Annotated in this window: 15 protein-coding genes; 6 read left to right on the top strand and 9 right to left on the bottom strand. The window is 63.3% G+C overall.

Going from position 1 to position 16,200, the window contains the following annotated elements:
• Positions 1 to 35: 35 nt before the first annotated feature.
• A complete protein-coding gene (locus tag V8Z78_RS06360; protein WP_349731097.1) occupies positions 36 to 2,114 on the bottom strand; it encodes a putative bifunctional diguanylate cyclase/phosphodiesterase in 2,079 nt (692 codons plus the stop codon).
• 160 nt (positions 2,115 to 2,274) lie between these two features.
• On the opposite strand from V8Z78_RS06360, the gene V8Z78_RS06355 reads away from it, so the two are divergent.
• Genes V8Z78_RS06355 through V8Z78_RS06345 form a run of 3 tightly spaced genes read left to right on the top strand, consistent with a single transcriptional unit; the run spans position 2,275 to position 5,531 of the window.
• Positions 2,275 to 3,249 (top strand): cation diffusion facilitator family transporter, encoded by a 975-nt coding sequence (locus V8Z78_RS06355; protein ID WP_057093707.1) that lies wholly within the window; start codon positions 2,275 to 2,277, stop codon positions 3,247 to 3,249.
• Entirely contained in the window at positions 3,246 to 3,695 is a 450-nt protein-coding gene (dtd, locus tag V8Z78_RS06350) for a D-aminoacyl-tRNA deacylase (protein WP_003068709.1), read from the top strand. The genes V8Z78_RS06355 and dtd overlap by 4 nt, the downstream gene beginning before the upstream one ends.
• A gap of 54 nt (positions 3,696 to 3,749) precedes the next feature.
• Positions 3,750 to 5,531, top strand: a complete 1,782-nt coding sequence (locus V8Z78_RS06345) for a dipeptidase (RefSeq protein ID WP_349731096.1) — start codon at positions 3,750 to 3,752, stop codon at positions 5,529 to 5,531.
• A 45-nt stretch (positions 5,532 to 5,576) separates the two neighbouring features.
• Here the strand turns inward: V8Z78_RS06345 and V8Z78_RS06340 are convergent, their stop codons facing one another.
• Positions 5,577 to 6,902: an amidohydrolase gene (locus tag V8Z78_RS06340; RefSeq protein ID WP_003068713.1), complete on the bottom strand. Its 1,326-nt coding sequence runs from the start codon at positions 6,900 to 6,902 to the stop codon at positions 5,577 to 5,579.
• 163 nt (positions 6,903 to 7,065) lie between these two features.
• On the opposite strand from V8Z78_RS06340, the gene dbpA reads away from it, so the two are divergent.
• The gene (gene dbpA / locus V8Z78_RS06335; protein WP_314352760.1) at positions 7,066 to 8,475 is read left to right on the top strand and encodes an ATP-dependent RNA helicase DbpA; all 1,410 of its coding nucleotides are present in this window, start codon (positions 7,066 to 7,068) and stop codon (positions 8,473 to 8,475) included.
• Positions 8,476 to 8,597: 122 nt separating this feature from the next.
• Here the strand turns inward: dbpA and V8Z78_RS06330 are convergent, their stop codons facing one another.
• Complete coding sequence (locus tag V8Z78_RS06330) at positions 8,598 to 9,362, bottom strand: sulfite exporter TauE/SafE family protein (protein WP_046460521.1); 765 nt, start codon at positions 9,360 to 9,362, stop codon at positions 8,598 to 8,600.
• Positions 9,363 to 9,554: 192 nt separating this feature from the next.
• Here V8Z78_RS06330 and V8Z78_RS06325 point away from each other — a divergent pair, with 192 nt between their 5' ends.
• Positions 9,555 to 10,538, top strand: coding sequence for a Bug family tripartite tricarboxylate transporter substrate binding protein (locus V8Z78_RS06325; RefSeq protein WP_314352758.1), 984 nt, complete (start codon positions 9,555 to 9,557; stop codon positions 10,536 to 10,538).
• Between the two features lie 65 nt (positions 10,539 to 10,603).
• Here the strand turns inward: V8Z78_RS06325 and V8Z78_RS06320 are convergent, their stop codons facing one another.
• The 6 genes from V8Z78_RS06320 to V8Z78_RS06295 form a co-directional block, all read right to left on the bottom strand.
• Positions 10,604 to 11,275 carry an outer membrane protein gene (locus V8Z78_RS06320; protein WP_046460523.1) on the bottom strand — a complete coding sequence of 224 codons (672 nt, stop codon included), beginning with the start codon at positions 11,273 to 11,275 and terminating at the stop codon, positions 10,604 to 10,606.
• Between the two features lie 18 nt (positions 11,276 to 11,293).
• Positions 11,294 to 11,788 carry a GlcG/HbpS family heme-binding protein gene (locus tag V8Z78_RS06315; RefSeq protein ID WP_046460524.1) on the bottom strand — a complete coding sequence of 165 codons (495 nt, stop codon included), beginning with the start codon at positions 11,786 to 11,788 and terminating at the stop codon, positions 11,294 to 11,296.
• Between the two features lie 90 nt (positions 11,789 to 11,878).
• The gene (locus tag V8Z78_RS06310; RefSeq protein WP_003068724.1) at positions 11,879 to 12,505 is read right to left on the bottom strand and encodes a response regulator transcription factor; all 627 of its coding nucleotides are present in this window, start codon (positions 12,503 to 12,505) and stop codon (positions 11,879 to 11,881) included.
• A gap of 7 nt (positions 12,506 to 12,512) precedes the next feature.
• Positions 12,513 to 14,027 (bottom strand): sensor histidine kinase, encoded by a 1,515-nt coding sequence (locus V8Z78_RS06305; RefSeq protein ID WP_349731095.1) that lies wholly within the window; start codon positions 14,025 to 14,027, stop codon positions 12,513 to 12,515.
• A 21-nt stretch (positions 14,028 to 14,048) separates the two neighbouring features.
• Complete coding sequence (ybeY, locus tag V8Z78_RS06300) at positions 14,049 to 14,507, bottom strand: rRNA maturation RNase YbeY (protein ID WP_046460526.1); 459 nt, start codon at positions 14,505 to 14,507, stop codon at positions 14,049 to 14,051.
• 49 nt (positions 14,508 to 14,556) lie between these two features.
• Positions 14,557 to 15,567, bottom strand: a complete 1,011-nt coding sequence (locus V8Z78_RS06295; protein ID WP_003068731.1) for a PhoH family protein — start codon at positions 15,565 to 15,567, stop codon at positions 14,557 to 14,559.
• Between the two features lie 49 nt (positions 15,568 to 15,616).
• On the opposite strand from V8Z78_RS06295, the gene ruvA reads away from it, so the two are divergent.
• Positions 15,617 to 16,192 carry a Holliday junction branch migration protein RuvA gene (ruvA, locus tag V8Z78_RS06290; RefSeq protein WP_003068733.1) on the top strand — a complete coding sequence of 192 codons (576 nt, stop codon included), beginning with the start codon at positions 15,617 to 15,619 and terminating at the stop codon, positions 16,190 to 16,192.
• Positions 16,193 to 16,200: the final 8 nt, after the last annotated feature.

Genomic DNA, 16,200 nt, shown 5'->3' with positions numbered 1-16,200 from the left:
TTATGAGAGGGTGTCGGTGTATTCGAGGCCATGCACTATTGTCTTTGTAGCAGTTGACAGTGTTGCGACATCCATGCCGAAGCCTGCTCGGCAGATAATGGCGCTGACACGAGAAACCCTTGCATCATGGCACAGCCCATCTCCCTCAGAAGTTGCAGCTGTTCAGTGCTTTCCACACCCTCGGCCAGAATCTCCAGATGCAGGCTACGGCCCATCTGCACGATGGCATTGACAATGGCGGCCGCATCAGGGTTGTGGGGCAGATCGGTCACGAATGAGCGGTCGATCTTGAGTCGGTCTATGGGGTGCTTGCGCAGATAGGCAAGAGACGAGTAGCCGGTACCGAAATCGTCGATTGCCAGTCCCACGCCCAGTGCCTTGAGGGCATGCAGAGTCTGCTGCATCTGATTGCCCGAGAGCATCAGCGTGGTTTCTGTGACCTCGATGTGCAGATAGCAGGCGTCCAGCCCCGTGTCGGCCAGTGCCTGCGCCACTTCCTTGACTACATCGCGCTGGCGGAATTCCTGTGCCGACAGGTTGACGGCCACGGGGATGGCGGGAAAGCCTTGTTGCTGCCAGGCACGGGCTTGACGACAGGCCTGATAGAGCACCCAGCGGTCCACGGCCGCGATCAACCCCCGGTTTTCAGCAAAGCCGATGAACTCGTCGGGCGAGACCAGGCCGCGGTGCGGGTGCTTCCAGCGCACCAGGGCTTCAAAGCCTGAAAGCTCGCCGGTCTGCATGAGGGTCTGCGGCTGGTAATGCAGCTCGAACTCACCGCGTTCCACGGCGTTGCGCAGCATTTGCTCCTGCATCAGCATGCGTGTGGCCCGGCTTTCGAGTGCAGGAGTGTAGAACTGGGAGAAGCTGCGGCCGCGACTCTTGGCCATCTGCATGGCGGCCTCGGCATTGCTCAGCAGGGACGCCGGACATCTCCCGTCCTTGGGATACATGGCGATGCCGACACTCACGGAAATCACCAGTTGGGTACCCTCGATCAGATAGGGAGCCTCTGCTGTGGCCCGAAGTCGAGTCAGCAGGGCCTCGGTCTCCAGCAGGCCGGGGTTGTCGGGCAGCACGACCACAAAGTCGTCGCTGCCGGTGCGGGCCACGATGTCCTGAGCACCCACAGTGCTCCGGAGCCGCTTTGCAAGCTCGCACAGCAGCAGATCCCCTGCCTGATGACTGAGCGAATCGTTCACCGCCTTGAACTGGTCCAGGTCCAGTGACAGCACCGCCAGTCGTGATTGCTCGCCGGCAGCCCTGGCGATGGCATCGGCCAGCAAATGGTTGAGACGCGCTCGGTTGGGCAGATGTGTCAGCAGGTCATGCTGGGTCAGATAGTCCATGTGCTGCCGGGTCTGAAGGCTTGCGGTCAGGTCGCGCAGCAGGACGATGCGATGCCTGTCCTTTTCTCCAGGCATGGTGCAGGCCTCTATCTCTACGGGGATTAGCTGGCCGTTCTTGTGCATGATCACGGACTCGAGGCGATCTTCTCGCTCGCTGCGCATGTTCTGCAGCGCCCGCAGGCGCGCTTCAGGTGCCACGTAATCGAGAACCGGCGTGCCGCGCAGTTCGCCAAGCGAGTAGCCAACCAGCCGGGCCAGTGCGTCATTGCCGTCCGTGATGATGCCGTCACGATGCAGCACGATGGCCTCGGTGGTGATGGCAGCGAACTTGCGCATGCGCTCTTCGCTGTCGCGTATCTGCTGTGTCGCCAGATGGTGGTGGCTGACATCGGTCATCAGCGCCACAACGCCCTTGAGTACGCCTTTTTCCTCGTGAGGGCGCAGCACTGCCTCGATGTGCTGCAGCCGGCCAATTTCGTTTTCGACCTGGCGGGTGTAGCGCAGCGTCTGAGTGTTGTCGACGGCCACGGAGTCCAGATAAGGTTCGATCTGTGTCCAGACCAGCTCGCCCACAATGTCACGCACATCCATGCCCACTATGGTTTGCATGGTGTGGCCAAAGTGCTCTGCATAGCGCGCGTTGGCAAAACGACAGGCGCGTGTGTCGGCATCAAAATAAGCCAGCATAGCGGGCGCTGTATCGGCCACCAGTCGAAGAATGGCGTCCTCATCCCTCGGTTGCTGTGCTATCAACGTATCAGGCATGCGCCTCCCTTTTTTCTGGGAGTATTTATATAGGAATCAGGTCAGCCTCGACCATGACATGTCCATCACGATAAGGGATTCTGGGTTGCTTTATAGACAACTTGCAAAGACTATTGATGTATCAAAGCACTTGGTGATATAGAGGCTGTAGAACCTGAACATGTCCAAATCTGACGTCTCAACATATTCACAATGGCTGCAGCCGCACAATTTGCTGCGCCTGTCCGTGGTGGTGGCACTGCTCACCATTGTGCTCAAGACCCTGGCCTGGTGGCTGACCGGTTCGGTAGGCCTGCTGTCCGATGCGCTGGAGTCCTTTGTGAACCTGGCCGGAGCCATGTTTGCTCTGACCATGGTGACCGTGGCCAAGCGACCGGCGGATACCGAGCACCCTTATGGACATTACAAGGCAGAGTACTTCTCGGCCGGTTTCGAGGGCGTGCTGGTCATAGGCGCCAGCCTGGCGATTGCCTGGGCGGCGCTGTCGCGGCTGTGGAACCCGCAACCACTGGAGCAATTGAGCTGGGGCCTGATGCTGTCGCTGCTCAGCACCGTCTTCAACGGGCTGCTGGCCTGGGTCATGCTGCGCTCTTCACGCAAATACCGCTCCATGGCGCTGGAGGGCGATGCGCGGCATTTGCTGACCGATGTCTGGACTTCGGTGGGTGTGGTGGTCGGGCTGCTGGCCGCCGCCTTGACGGGCTGGCTGTGGGTGGATGCACTGGTGGCTCTGGCAGTGGCTGTGCATATCTGCGTGCAGGGGGTGCAACTGGTCTGGCAGTCCTCGCAAGGACTGATGGATCAGGCGCTGGACGCGCCGCAGCGTCTCAAGATTGACACTTTGCTGGACGGCTATGTCAAGAGCAACGAGGGGGTGAACTTTGACAATATCTCCAGCCGCCAGGCGGGGGAGCGCAGCTTTGTGGACTTTCACATGCATGTTCCCGGCCAGTGGAGCGTGCAGCGAGCGGCACAATTGCGCTCCGAGATTGAAGCCGCGCTGCTGCAGGCCATTCCAGGCCTGTATGCCCGCATCGAGCTGCTGCCCATGGGCATGAACACGGTCAGCGAAGTGGCCGATGGAGAGCAGGGCGGCGAAGCACAGGGTGCGGCCAAGGAAGGTTTGAGTACATGATGAGTGTGATTCAGCGCGTCAAGCAGGCGCGCGTGGAGGTCGACGGCCGTATTACGGGCCAGATCGACCAGGGCTTGCTGGCGCTGGTCTGTGCCGAGCGCGGCGATACCGAGGCCGAGGCCGACAAGCTGTTGGCCAAGATGCTCAAGCTGCGCATCTTCAGCGATGAGGCCGGCAAGATGAATAAAAGCCTGCAGGACATTGGCGGAGGACTGCTGGTGGTCAGCCAGTTCACGCTGGCGGCCGACACCAGAGGCGGCAATCGCCCCAGCTTTACCGCAGCCGCCGCGCCCGACGAAGGCCGACGCCTCTACGAATACTTTGTGGACCAGGCCAGGCTTGCCCACGCTCAGGTGCAGACCGGCGAGTTCGCCGCCGACATGCAGGTGCACCTGGTCAATGACGGACCCGTCACCATTCCCATGCGCATGGAGCCGCAGGCCTAGGCAGTTCCGGGCCTGCGAACCCATCCGTCACCACGATTCCACCAAGAGCTGTTCATGAAGCAATCCTGCAATTCCTCTTTGTCCCTCATAGCCGCCGGCCTGATTCTGGGTCTGGCAAGCGCCAGTCTGCCCATCCAGGCGCAGACCTTGAAGAAACCCGCGCTGGACGCACTGATCGCATCGTCCGCCCCGACCCCGCCCGAATCCTTCAAGGCCTTTGCGCAGCAGGCTGCCAGGGCCGAGCCGGGTGTGGCGCCAGCCGTGCAGCGATACACGCGCGGCCAGACGCTGTCGGATGGCGAGCTCGCGGATATCGCGCGATTGTTGGGTGTGTACAACCGTCTGACACAGGAGACAGCGGTGCTGGAAAGTCTGCAGCGCATGGTGGCGCTGCCCACGGTGCGCGATCCCAAGGTGCCCCCGCATGAGAGTCCGGCCATCCTGGACTTCGGCAAGCTCGTGGCATCCATGGCCACCGAGTTCGGGCTGCGCTTTCGCAATGTGGACAACCGCATTTTTGAAGTGACGCTGCCAGCCGATGCGGCGAGCCGCGCCAGCGAGGCCACCGAGTTCGGCATCCTGACCCATGCCGATGTGGTGCCGGTGGTGGCCGCCGAGTGGGTGCTGGACGGCAGGCAGATCAACCCTTTTCAGGTCACCCGTGTGGGCGATCGGCTTTATGGGCGCGGCACGATTGACGACAAGGGCTCGATAGCCACCGTGCTGTATGCGATGAAGGCGGTCAAGGACAGCGGTCTGCCGCTGTCGCGCAGCATTCGTCTGATGATAGAAACCACCGAGGAAACCGGCGGCGATGCCATGAAGTACTACCAGAGCAAGACCTCGCTGCCGCAGTACAACATCGTGCTGGACAGCAAGTACCCGGCCGTGGTCGCTGAAAAGGGCACGGGCGCGCTCAAGGCCTTGTTTACGGATGTCGCCGTGGATGCCGCCAGGCCTGCCATTACCGCCATGAGCGGCGCCGCCTCGGCCAACTCCATTGCGCAGACGGCCAGCGCTACCGTCTCCGCCACCGATGCGGCTGCGCTGGACCGGATTGCGCAGCGGCTGTCCAAGGACAAGGACGACTTTGTGCGCCAGCATGAGGCGCAGGGCAAGTTCACCATCGACGTGCAGCGCGCCGAGGGTCAGGTCACGGTCAAGGTCAGCGGCGTATCCGCTCACGGGTCGCGCCCTGAGGAAGGGGTCAATCCCGTGCCGCGCCTGGCGCTGTTCCTGCAGCAGAGCCTGATGCCCGAGCAGGGCGCGGCGCTGCTGCAGCCCAATCAATACAGCCAGGCCCTGCGCTATATCAATGGTGTGTTTGGTCTCGACTACTTCGGCAAGCAGCTGGGTATTGCCTATGCCGATGATTTCATGGGGCCGCTCACGTTGTCGCCCAATCTCATCAAGTCGGCGGACGGTAAGCTGGAGGTGACGGCCAATGCGCGCATGCCGCGGGGCAAGACGCCGGAGCAGCTGCGCGCCGAGGTGGAGCAGGGCATTGCCCGCTGGAGTGAGGCGGCCAAGGTGCCGGTCAGCGTGCAGTACACCCAGGGCAACTGGATGGCTCGCGACCCCAAGGGCGCATGGCTGAGCACCCTGCTCAATATCTTTGGCGACACCACGGGACTGGACGCCAGGCCCGTGCCGACCGCAGGCAGCACCACGGCCAAGCTCATGCCCAACGCCATCAACTTCGGCCCGGCCATGCCCGGCAAGAAGTACACGGCCCACAATGCGCTGGAGTACCAGGAGCTGCCGGATCTGCGCACGGACATGCAGATGTTCACCGAGATGCTGGTGCGCATCGGCAATCTGAAGCAGATGCAGTGATGCGCTGAAGGCAAGGCGCAGCCCCGATGGCGGGGCTGGCGCTGCTTACTGCATCACGTTCATGACCGCCAGGGTCATGGTTTCCACGCCGGTCTTGAACGTGGGTTCTGGCTCGGGGGCGAAGAAGGGTGAGTGATTGAAGGGCAGCGGCTTGCCACCGGGCTGACTGGCCTCGGCCACCTTCTTGGGGTCGTACACGCCCAGGGTGTAGAACATGGATGGAACGCCCTGATTGATGAAGTCCGAGAAATCTTCGCTGGCCGTGATGGGTGAGATGGGGATCACATTGCGGTCGCCGAGTGCGGCCTTGAACAGCTTGACCGTGCGGTCTACCAGTGCCGCGTCATTGACCACTGCATCCGAGCCCTTGGTCAGTTTGATCTCGGGGGCAGGAGCGCCCGACATGGCGGCTTCGGCCTTGGCCGTGCGCTCAATGCCTTCGTGCATTCTGGTGCGCACCTCGCTCTTGTAGCTGCGGATTGTTCCGAGCAGCCGCGCCTGGTCGGGAATGATATTGCCCGCGCTGCCCGAGTTGAAGGCGCCCACGGTGACCACGCCGAACTCCATGGGATCTTTCTCGCGGCTGATCACGCCTTGCACATCCACCACGAAGCGCGAGGCCATGAGCACGGGGTCTATGCCTTTGTCGGGCATGGAGCCATGGCTGCCACGGCCGTGAAACGTGATGTCCAGCGAGTCCGAATTGGAGGTCGCCGGCCCGGCCACATAGCCGACCATGCCGTAGGGCATGGAGCCGGTATGCAGAGCAAAAGCGTAGTCGGGTTTGCCGAATTTCTTGAACAGACCGTCGGCCAGCATGGCCTTGGCTCCGGTCACGGTTTCCTCGGAGGGCTGGGCCACGAACATCAGCGTGCCCTTCCATTGCTTCTTCAGGCCCAGCAGTGCCTGGGCCGTGCCCAGCCAGCTGGTCATGTGCATATCGTGGCCGCAGCTATGGGCGACAAAGCTCTCCTTGCCGTTGTACTGGGCCTTGGCCTTGCTCGCATAGGGCAGGCCGGTTTTTTCCTCCATGGGCAGGGCGTCCAGCTCGGTGCGTACCATGACGGTGGGGCCCGCGCCATTGCGGTAGATGGCGACCAGGCCGGTCTTGCCAATGCCCTCGGTGACTTCAAAGCCCAGCTTGCGCATCTCGGCAGCCAGCTTGGCGGCGGTGCGTGTTTCCTGAAAACCCAGCTCGGGGTTGGCATGCAGGTCTTCGTAGATGCCGCGCAACTGCGGATACATCTGGGCGATCAGCTGCTGCAGCTGGGGTTTGAGCGGCTGGGGATCCAGCTCTGCTGCCTGGGTCGAGCCCAGGGTGAAGGCCAGCGTGGCGACGGCGCAGAACTTGCGGGTAAGGCTAGGGTGCATGTGAGGGTCTGTGGTTGGCTTCAAACAGAGGCGGCCATTGAAGACCGCGCTTTCAGACTAGGAGCATGGCCGGCTCGAATTGAAGAGGGGCAACCCGCAAACGACACCGTGAATAGCGATGGCTCAAGGCTTTTGCGGCGCAGGCCCGGGATAATCCGCTCCCATGAATACCTCCACCAGCGCCGCCCAGGCCTCTGATTCCACCGCTTTCTCGGCGCTGCCCCTGTCCCCCGAAATGCTGGCCAACCTCCAGCAGCTCGGCTATGCGCAGATGACGCCCATCCAGGCCGCCAGCCTGCCGTTGACCCTGCAGGGCAAGGACCTGATCGCCCAGGCCAGCACCGGCAGCGGCAAGACGGCTGCCTTCGGCCTGCCCATGGTGGACCGCCTGAACCCGCGCTGGTTTGCCGTCCAGGCCCTGGTGCTGTGCCCCACGCGCGAACTGGCCGACCAGGTCGCCACCGAAATCCGCCGCCTGGCGCGTGCGCAGGACAACATCAAGGTCGTCACCGTCTATGGCGGCGTGCCCTCGCGCAACCAGATCGCTTCGCTGGAAAACGGCGCGCACATCGTCGTCGGTACACCCGGGCGCGTGATGGATCTTATGGAGCGCGGCAAGCTCGACATCGGCAACCTCAAGACCCTGGTGCTGGACGAGGCCGATCGCATGCTGGACATGGGCTTTCTCGGCGACATCGAAACCGTGGTGCGCCAATGCCCGGCGGATCGTCAGACCTTGCTGTTCTCGGCGACCTACCCCGAAGGCATTGCCTCGCTGGCCAGCCGCTTCATGCGCGATCCTCAGACCGTCAAGGTCGCGACCCAGCACAGCGCCGGCAAGATCGCACAGCGCTGGTACGAGGTTGGCGCTCGTGACAAGGTGGACACCGTTGCCAAGCTGCTGGCGCACTTCCGCCCCGAGTCGAGCATTGCCTTTTGCAATACCAAGCAGCAATGCCGCGATGTGGTGAGCGAGCTGCAGGCCCAGGGCTTCAGCGCTCTGGCCCTGTTCGGCGAGCTGGAGCAGCGCGAGCGCGACGAGGTGCTGGTGCAGTTTGCCAACAAGAGCTGCAGCGTGCTGGTCGCTACCGATGTGGCGGCGCGTGGCCTGGACATCGCCGACCTGTCTGCAGTCATCAATGTAGATGTCACGCCCGACCCCGAGGTCCATATCCACCGTATCGGCCGCACGGGCCGTGGCGATGCCGAAGGCCTGGCGCTGAATCTGGTCAGCATGGACGAGATGGGCAGCGTGGGAAAGATCGAGCAGCTGCAAGGCCGTGCTTCGCAATTCTTCCCCGTTGACGAACTCACGCCTGCCGCCGGTGGCGAGCTGCTGCCACCCATGATGACCATCCAGATCATTGGCGGGCGCAAGGAAAAGATCCGCGCCGGCGACGTGATGGGCGCCATGTGCGCGGACTTCGGCTACAGCCGCGAGCAGATCGGCAAGATCAGCGTCAACGACTTTTCCACCTATGTGGCCGTGGATCGCAAGATTGCCTCGGCGGCCTGCGCCAGGCTCAATGCAGGCAAGGTCAAGGGCAAGACCGTCAAGGCGCGGCTGCTCTAAGCACGTCAACACGTTCTAAGCACCGTCCATCAAATTGATCTCCAGCGCTTTCCCACAAAGCGCGGGATGCTCACAAAAAAGCCTTCTCGGTCACGAGAAGGCTTTTTGCTTTGGACGCCGCTTCAGCCTTTGGCGAAGAACAGCCCTGCCATCACGAGTCCCGTGGCCACAATGCCCCAGCGCAGGACATGGGGCGCAATCTTGCGCGCCACGCGCGCTCCCAGATAGCCGCCCAGGGTGGCGGCCGCCATCATGACCAGGGCCAGCTTCCACTCCACAATGCCGCCCACGGCGTAGATCACCACGGCAATCGCCGTCAGCAGGGCCGAGACCAGGTTCTTCATGCCGTTCATGGCGTTGAGCGAGGTCTGGCCCAGCAGGCCGAACAAGGCCAGCAGCAAAATGCCCAGGCCGCCGTTGAAGTAGCCGCCATAGATGGCCACGATCAGCATGCCTGCAGCGGCCTTGGCCATCGATGGGGTGGCATGAGCGGAATTCTTGCCCGCAGCCCAGGCGCGCAGCTGCGGGCCGAAGGCGAACATGGCGGTGGCGGCCAGCAGCAGCCAGGGCACGACCTTGCGGAAGGTGGCGTCGGGCGTGAACAGCAGCAGCGCCGCACCGGCGGAGCCGCCGATCAGGGACAGAGCCACCACCTGCTTCATGGACAGTCCAGGCGGGGATTGCATATCGTCCTTGAAACCCCAGGCGCCCGCCATATAGCCTGGCAGCAGGGCCACGGTTCCCGTGGCATTGGCAATCACGGGTGGCACGCCGGTGAAGACCAGTGCGGGAAGGGTCAGAAAGCTGCCGCCACCGGCGACGGCGTTGAGCGCGCCGGCCGTGAAAGCGGCGGCCAGCAAAAGGGCGAGGTGGCCCAGGTTCTCCATGTTCTTGTCTCCTGATTTTCTCTATCGGCATTGCGCCTTGTGGTTGGGGTCGATCTTAGGCGCTGGCTCGCGTCACCTCTTTTCTTTTTCTTGCGTAGTTAATTATTTTTGGAAATAAAAGAATGTGAAAACAGTATTTTGAGGAATAAGTGATTGTTTTGACAATCAACTCCTTAGTTAAGGAGTTTTGCCGTGAATCTGCCCCGTTTCTTCTCCCGCACCGCCTGGGCCATGCTGGCTGCAAGCTGTGTATCGGGCGCAGCCATGGCCCAGCAGCCGGAGTTTCCGGCGCGCTCCGTCAAGCTGGTGGTGGCCAACGGTCCGGGCAGCGCTCCGGATCTGCTGGCCCGTCAGGTGGGCAATCTGGTGGGCAGGGACTGGAAGCAGGCCATCGTGGTGGAAAACAAGGGCGCGGCCGGCGGTGTCTCGGCCGTGGATGCCGTGGTCAAGGCCCAGCCCGACGGCTACACCCTGCTGGTGGGCGGCGACAGCGCCATCACCATCATGCCCAATGTGCAGCGCAATCTTCCCTATGACGTCAAGAACGATCTGGTGCCGGTGACCAAGCTGGGCCAGTCCGACTTTGTGCTGGTGGCCAATCCCAGGAAGGGCTTCAAGACCTTGCAGGACTTTGTGGCTTATGCCAAGACCCACCCGGGCAAGATCAACTACGCCTCCTCGGGCACGGGCGGCGCCCAGCATCTGGCCATGGAGCAGTTCAAGCAGCGCGCAGGCTTTTTCGCCACGCATATTCCCTATCGCGGCGGTCCTCAGGGCCTGCAGGATGTGCTGGCCGGCCAGGTCGATGTGATGCTGATTGCGATTGCTCCGGCGCTTACCCAGATCCAGAGCGGCAAGCTCACGGCGCTGGCCGTGTCCGGCCTGCAGCGCCATGCACTGCTGCCCCAGGTGCAGACCCTGGCCGAGAGTTACAAGGGCTTTGAGGCCGGTGCCTGGTTCGGTTTGTTCGCACCCAAGGGCACGCCCGCTGCCGTGGTTCAGGCCATTGCCCAGGACACGGACAAGGCGCTCAGGGACCCCGAGCTGCGCAAGAGTCTGCTGCAGCAGGGCATCACCCCCGTGGTTGAGGGCCAACAAGTGTTTGCCAAACAGATCAGGACCGAAGATGTGCGCGTTGCCCAACTGGTGCGCAGCATTGGCCTGAGCGTCGAGTAAACGGCTTTACGCACCAGCAGAAAAAGCGGCCGAGGGCCGCTTTTTCTTTGCTCTAGAGGACTGGGTCAGAAGCTGTAACGCAGGCCGATGGAGATTTCGCTGGCCGTCAGCTTGGCACGCATCTGCTCGTCTTGCAGGCCGCGGACGTTGGCGAAGTTGTTGGCACCGCTCTTGGCCTTGCCCATGTCGACATAGCGCCAGCCCAGATCGATGCTGAGCTTCTGGACGGGCGAATAGCTGACGCCAAAACCCACGGAATACGCCAGATTGTTCTGGGTGTCGCTGATGTACTGACGGCCCGGATTGCCCTGCCAGCCGCTGGACTCCAGACGTGCCAGGCCCAGGCCGGCCATTCCGTACAGCGAGAACTGGGAGTTCAGGGGGAAATCCTTGTATGCATTGACCATCAGGCGCTGCGAGCGGATCTGGTGGTGGTTGAAGCTGGTGGGGAAGCGGGTAGAGCCGCTGGTGAACTCGTTGTTCTTGGGCAGGGTGTACTCAGCTTCCACGCGCCAGTTCGACGGGAGCTGATAACCAAGGGCCAGAGAGCCACCTGTGGCGGTATTCGACTCGTCGCCAGGCACGAACTGGCCCAGGCCGGGGCGGGCGCTGGAGTCCATGTCGTGGGCCTGGTAGCGTGCGGAATTGATCCGCAGGGCGCCGTAGTAGCTATCGTCGGCAAAAGCGCTGCCTGCGGCAGCCAGGATCAGCAGGGGGGCAAGGCGTTGAAATTTCACGAAAAATCCTAGATCCGATTACTTCAGCAGGTCCTGCACCTTGGCCAGGGCGGCCTGTGCGCATTGGTCGTCTAGATGACCGCCGGGCGCACCGGCCACGCCCACGGCACCGATCACCTCATTGCCCACCTTCACGGGCACGCCGCCGCCCAGCAGCAGGAAGCCGGGGATGTCCTTGAGGTTGGCTGCGCCGGCGTTCTTCTGGGAGTTTTCCATGATGGCAAGCGTTGGCGCCTTGGCCGATGCCGAGGTGAAGGCCTTTTCGCGGCTGGCTGCCACGGTGTGTGGGCCGGCGTTGTCGGCACGCTGCACGGCGCGCACGCCGCCGGCGCGATCGACCACGGTGGCGGTCACGGCATAGCTGCTGGCGGCGCAGGCCGAGACGGACTGGGTGGCGATCTGGTTGGCCAGCTCCAGCGACATATTCTTTTCCGTGCGCACGGCCTGGGCGTTGGCGGTGCCGGCGGTCAGCATGGCCAGAGTCAGGGCGGCAAGTGTCAGAGTGTGTTTCATACGTTTTTCCGGGGGATGGGTATGAACGCAACTGTAGAAAAACGCCACTCGGGCGTCCATGCGGCAGGCTACGCGCCTACCTCCGTAGAACTACGGAGCGGCGTCCTCGACCAGGGCCGCGTAGCGCCGGATGAGCATGGCCAGCGAGTCGGTCTCCAGCTTGGCGAAGAGGTTGGCGCGGTGGGTCTCCACCGTGCGCGGCGAGAGCGACAGCGCGCGGCCGATCTCCTTGTTGGTGAGCCCCTCCACGATCAGGCCCAGCACCTCGCATTCGCGGCTCGAGAGCTGTGCATAACGCTCGCGAGCCTGCCGGTCGGCCTGGTGGCGCTCGCGCGAGCGCACATGCTGGCGCACGGAGGCCTGCAGCGCCTCGATGAGCAGCTCGTCATCGACCGGCTTCTCAAGGAATTCCGCAGCCCCGGCCTTGAAGGCGCGGCGGCACATCTCCACGGTTCCATGGCCCGTGAGCATGATCACAGGCTGATCCACCCCTTGCGCCACCAGCCTGTCCAGCACCGCCAGCCCGCTGGTGCCGGGCATGCGCACGTCGAGCACGATGGCGCCCACGTCGCTGCGGTCGAACTCGGCGAGAAAGACATGCGGGTCGGACCAGGTTTGGACGCGCAGGCCTACCGTGCCTATGAGCAGTGCCAGGCTGTCGCGCACGGCGGCATCGTCGTCCACAAGGTGAATCAGGGGCGAGAGGGAAGAGGTCATGTCGCGTTCAAGGCAGGTGTGCCAGCGGGAGCTGCAGATGGAATTCGGCCCCAGGCCCGTCGGCAGGCGAAGGAGAGGGGGGCGCCAAAGTGAGCTCGCCTCCCATCGCCTGCGCCAGGCTTTCCGACAGCGACAGGCCCAATCCCAGGCCGCCGGAGCGTGTGGTGTAGAACGGGGTGAACAGGCGCGCTCGCGCCTCGGGCGCCACGCCGGGGCCGGTGTCGCGCACGCTCAGCAGGACTCGCGCGCCCTGGGGGCTAAGCGTGAGGCGCAAGCGGCGCTGGCCGGGCTCGGTCTGCTCCATGGCCTGCAGCGCGTTCATCACCAAGTTGTGGATGATCTGCTGCAAGGCCACAGGCTCGGCGCGCACGGCCGGCAGGTCTGCGGGAGCATCCACCTGCACGGCAATGCTGCGGCGGCGCAGCTCGGGCTCCAGCAGGTGCAGTGCATCATGCACGGCGGTGGACAGGGGCAGAGCCTGGACCTGGCCCGACAGATCGGGCCGCTCGACCACGCGGCGCAGGCGCCCCACGACGGCACTGGCGCGCCTTGCCTGGGCCACGGCCTGACTCATGGCATGGCGCGCCATGTCCAGATCTGGCTCCTCATCGCCCAGCAGGCGCTGTGCCGCCTGGGTATTGGCCAGCAGCGCGGTCAGCGGCTGGTTGAGTTCATGCGCCATACCCGCGGCCAGTTCGCCGAGCTGGTTGAGACGGGCGACCTGGCCCAGACGCAGCAGCTCTTCTGCCCGGCGTGCGGCCACGCGCTGGCGCAGCAGGGTGCGCAGTGCGGCCAGTGCTGCAGCGCTGGCCGCCACCCAGGCCAGCATGGTGGCCCAGGGCAGCTCGCTCCAGCCCACGTCGCGCTCCAGCACCACATCGAAGGGCTGGCTCTGCGAGGCAAGCAGCTTGTGAAAGTCGTAATTCCAGCCATGCTCCAGACGCCGCCCGGCCTGCACGGTAAAGGCTTGGCCCTGATACTTAAGCCGCACGCGCACTGGACTGGTCTGGGCATCCATGGGCCACTCGTCCCAGGGAATGGTGGCATGCAGATCCAGCAGCAGGGCGTGGTCGGCGGCTGGGCCGGCAAGCGCCAGCCATACCCGGCCTTTGGGCAGGTCGGCCCAGGCCAGTTCGGCATGGCCGTTTTGCAGCGAGCGGGCCTCTGCCATATCCAGCGCGGCACCCAGGTCATGAGGCCAGTCAGCCGGCCAGCTGCTGTCCGGCAGGCGGCGCAGTACTTCGATGATCTGCGGATAGGCGGCTGGCAGGCGCGGCAGCGGCAAGGCCGCCTTGGCACTGCGGCCTTCCGCAGGTGGCTGTAGCAGGGGCAGCATGGCCATCACCGCATCGTGTTGCACGGCACGCTGGCTCAGCAGCCGATGCACGATGCGTGCATCCGTCACGAATGCATCCTCCAGGGCCAGCAACCGCGCATGCATGAGCCAGCCTGCGCCCGCAATGGCCACCAGGGCCCAGGCTAGCAGCCAGGCCAGGGGGCGGCGCCAGTGGGGGATGATCATGATGGCCGGTGTTGTCGCGGATTATTTGGCGTAAGGGTCTTCGTAACCCATCTCCTTCATGATGTCGGTCTCGTAAGCCTCCATCTCTTCGGCGTCTTCCTCGCTGGTCTCGTGGTCCCAGCCCTGGGCATGCAGCGTGCCATGCACCAGCAGGTGGGCGTAATGCTCTTCCAGGCTCTTGTTCTGCTCCTGGGCCTCGCGCTCCACCACGGGGGCGCAGAGCACCAGATCGGCCATCACGGTCGGCTCCTGCTGATAGTCGAAGGTCAGCACATTGGTCGCGTAGTCCTTTTTGCGGTACTCGCGATTGAGCTTGCGGCCTTCCTCTGTATCCACGATGCGCACCGTGATCTCGGCATCCACGGCCAGCGCATGGCGGATCCAGCGCGTGACGCGGCTGCGGCTCAGCAGTTCGCGATGGGCGGCGGCCTCGGCGCTGGGGCCGAATTGCAGCGATAGTTGCAGTTGATTTAAGGTCATTTTGGCTTTTAGCCCTTATGAGGTAAGCGCTAGTAGCTATTGATTTTGATTAAAGTTCGTCTGCCGTTGGCAGCGGGCGGGCCGAACGGGGGCTGCTGCGGTGCTTGGGCGCCGAAGTGCCTTCGGACACGCGGCCGCGTGCGTCATAGGCGTCCACAATGCGGGCCACCAGCGGGTGGCGCACCACGTCGGCGCTGGTGAAGTGGTTGATGGAGATGCCCTTGACGCGTTTGAGGACGCGCTCGGCATCGACAAGTCCGCTGGGTGCTCCCTTGGGCAGGTCGACCTGGCTCACGTCGCCTGTGACCACGGCCTTGGCGCCAAAGCCGATGCGGGTCAGAAACATCTTCATCTGCTCGGGCGTGGTGTTCTGCGCCTCGTCCAGGATCACGAAGGCGTTGTTCAGCGTGCGTCCGCGCATGAAGGCCAGCGGCGCGATCTCCAGCGCATTGCGCTCGAAGGCCTTCTGCACTTTCTCGTAACCCATCAGATCGTAGAGCGCGTCGTACAGCGGGCGCAGATAGGGGTCCACCTTCTGCGTCAGGTCGCCGGGCAGAAAGCCCAGGCGTTCGCCGGCTTCCACGGCGGGCCGGGTCAGCACGATGCGCTGCACGGCGCTGCGCTCCAGCGCGTCCACGGCGCAGGCCACGGCCAGATAGGTCTTGCCCGTGCCGGCCGGGCCGATGCCGAAGCTGATGTCGTGATTGGCGATGTTTTCCAGATACAGCGCTTGGTTGGGCGTGCGGGCGCGCAGATCGGCACGGCGCGTAGTCAATTGCGGAGCCGTCAGGTCGGCCTCCAGCATCTCGACATCGCCGGCCAGCATGAGCTGCAGCGTATCTTCTGCAATCACGTAGTCGGCGATCTCATAGAGAGCCTGAAGCAGCTCCAGCGCCTCATTGGCCTTGGCCTTGGGGCCGTCGATCTTGAACTGCTCGTGGCGGTGAGCGATCTTGACGCCCAGCGCGATTTCGATGGTGCGCAGATGCGCATCTGCCGGGCCGCAGAGATGGGTCAGGCGCGTATTGTTATGGGGTGTGAAGGTATGGCGCAGGATCACGCGGATAATTTCTCAAAAGAATCGCCGCACGGTGCGGCAAAGGATTTCAATGATAGGCAAATTGACTGGAACGCTGCTGGAAAAAAACCCGCCCGAAGTCCTGGTGGACTGTGCCGGTGTGGGCTATGAGGTGCAGGTGCCCATGAGCACCTTCTACAACTTGCCTGCCAATGGTGCCAAGGTAGCCTTGCTGACCCATTTCGTGGTGCGGGAAGACGCCCAGCTGCTGTTCGGCTTCGCAACGGCCCGCGAGCGCCAGACCTTCCGCGAACTCATCAAGATCACCGGCATAGGACCGCGCATGGCACTGGCCGTGCTCAGCGGCATGAGCATCGATGATCTCGCGGACGCGGTATCGCAGCAGCAAGCAGGGCGATTGGTCAAGGTGCCCGGCATCGGCAAGAAGACCGCCGAGCGGCTGCTGCTGGAGCTCAAGGGCAAGATCGGCGCGGATACCGGTGCGCAGTCGCTGTTTGCCAATAACAACGACCAGAACGATATTCTGCAGGCACTGATGGCGCTGGGCTACTCGGACAAGGAGGCCTCGGCCGCCCTCAAGAAACTCCCACCCGATGTAGGGGTGAGCGAGGGCATTAAGCTCGCGCTCAAGGCTTTGACCAAATAGCTTCGCTG

The organism is Comamonas sp. wu1-DMT, assembly GCF_040187805.1.
Taxonomy (GTDB): Bacteria; Pseudomonadota; Gammaproteobacteria; order Burkholderiales; family Burkholderiaceae_C; genus Comamonas; species Comamonas thiooxydans.
The sequence above is the reverse complement of the archived record's forward strand: the minus strand, read 5'-3'. Positions and strand labels throughout refer to the sequence as shown.

Bases quoted from the DNA above. Each gene is read 5' to 3' on its own strand.
- V8Z78_RS06360 (WP_349731097.1), bottom strand. From the start codon at position 2,114: ATGCCTGATACGTTGATAGCACAGCAACCGAGGGATGAGGACGCCATT.
- V8Z78_RS06355 (WP_057093707.1), top strand. From the start codon at position 2,275: ATGTCCAAATCTGACGTCTCAACATATTCACAATGGCTGCAGCCGCAC.
- dtd (WP_003068709.1), top strand. From the start codon at position 3,246: ATGATGAGTGTGATTCAGCGCGTCAAGCAGGCGCGCGTGGAGGTCGAC.
- V8Z78_RS06345 (WP_349731096.1), top strand. From the start codon at position 3,750: ATGAAGCAATCCTGCAATTCCTCTTTGTCCCTCATAGCCGCCGGCCTG.
- V8Z78_RS06340 (WP_003068713.1), bottom strand. From the start codon at position 6,902: ATGCACCCTAGCCTTACCCGCAAGTTCTGCGCCGTCGCCACGCTGGCC.
- dbpA (WP_314352760.1), top strand. From the start codon at position 7,066: ATGAATACCTCCACCAGCGCCGCCCAGGCCTCTGATTCCACCGCTTTC.
- V8Z78_RS06330 (WP_046460521.1), bottom strand. From the start codon at position 9,362: ATGGAGAACCTGGGCCACCTCGCCCTTTTGCTGGCCGCCGCTTTCACG.
- V8Z78_RS06315 (WP_046460524.1), bottom strand. From the start codon at position 11,788: ATGAAACACACTCTGACACTTGCCGCCCTGACTCTGGCCATGCTGACC.
- V8Z78_RS06310 (WP_003068724.1), bottom strand. From the start codon at position 12,505: ATGACCTCTTCCCTCTCGCCCCTGATTCACCTTGTGGACGACGATGCC.
- V8Z78_RS06305 (WP_349731095.1), bottom strand. From the start codon at position 14,027: ATGATCATCCCCCACTGGCGCCGCCCCCTGGCCTGGCTGCTAGCCTGG.
- ybeY (WP_046460526.1), bottom strand. From the start codon at position 14,507: ATGACCTTAAATCAACTGCAACTATCGCTGCAATTCGGCCCCAGCGCC.
- ruvA (WP_003068733.1), top strand. From the start codon at position 15,617: ATGATAGGCAAATTGACTGGAACGCTGCTGGAAAAAAACCCGCCCGAA.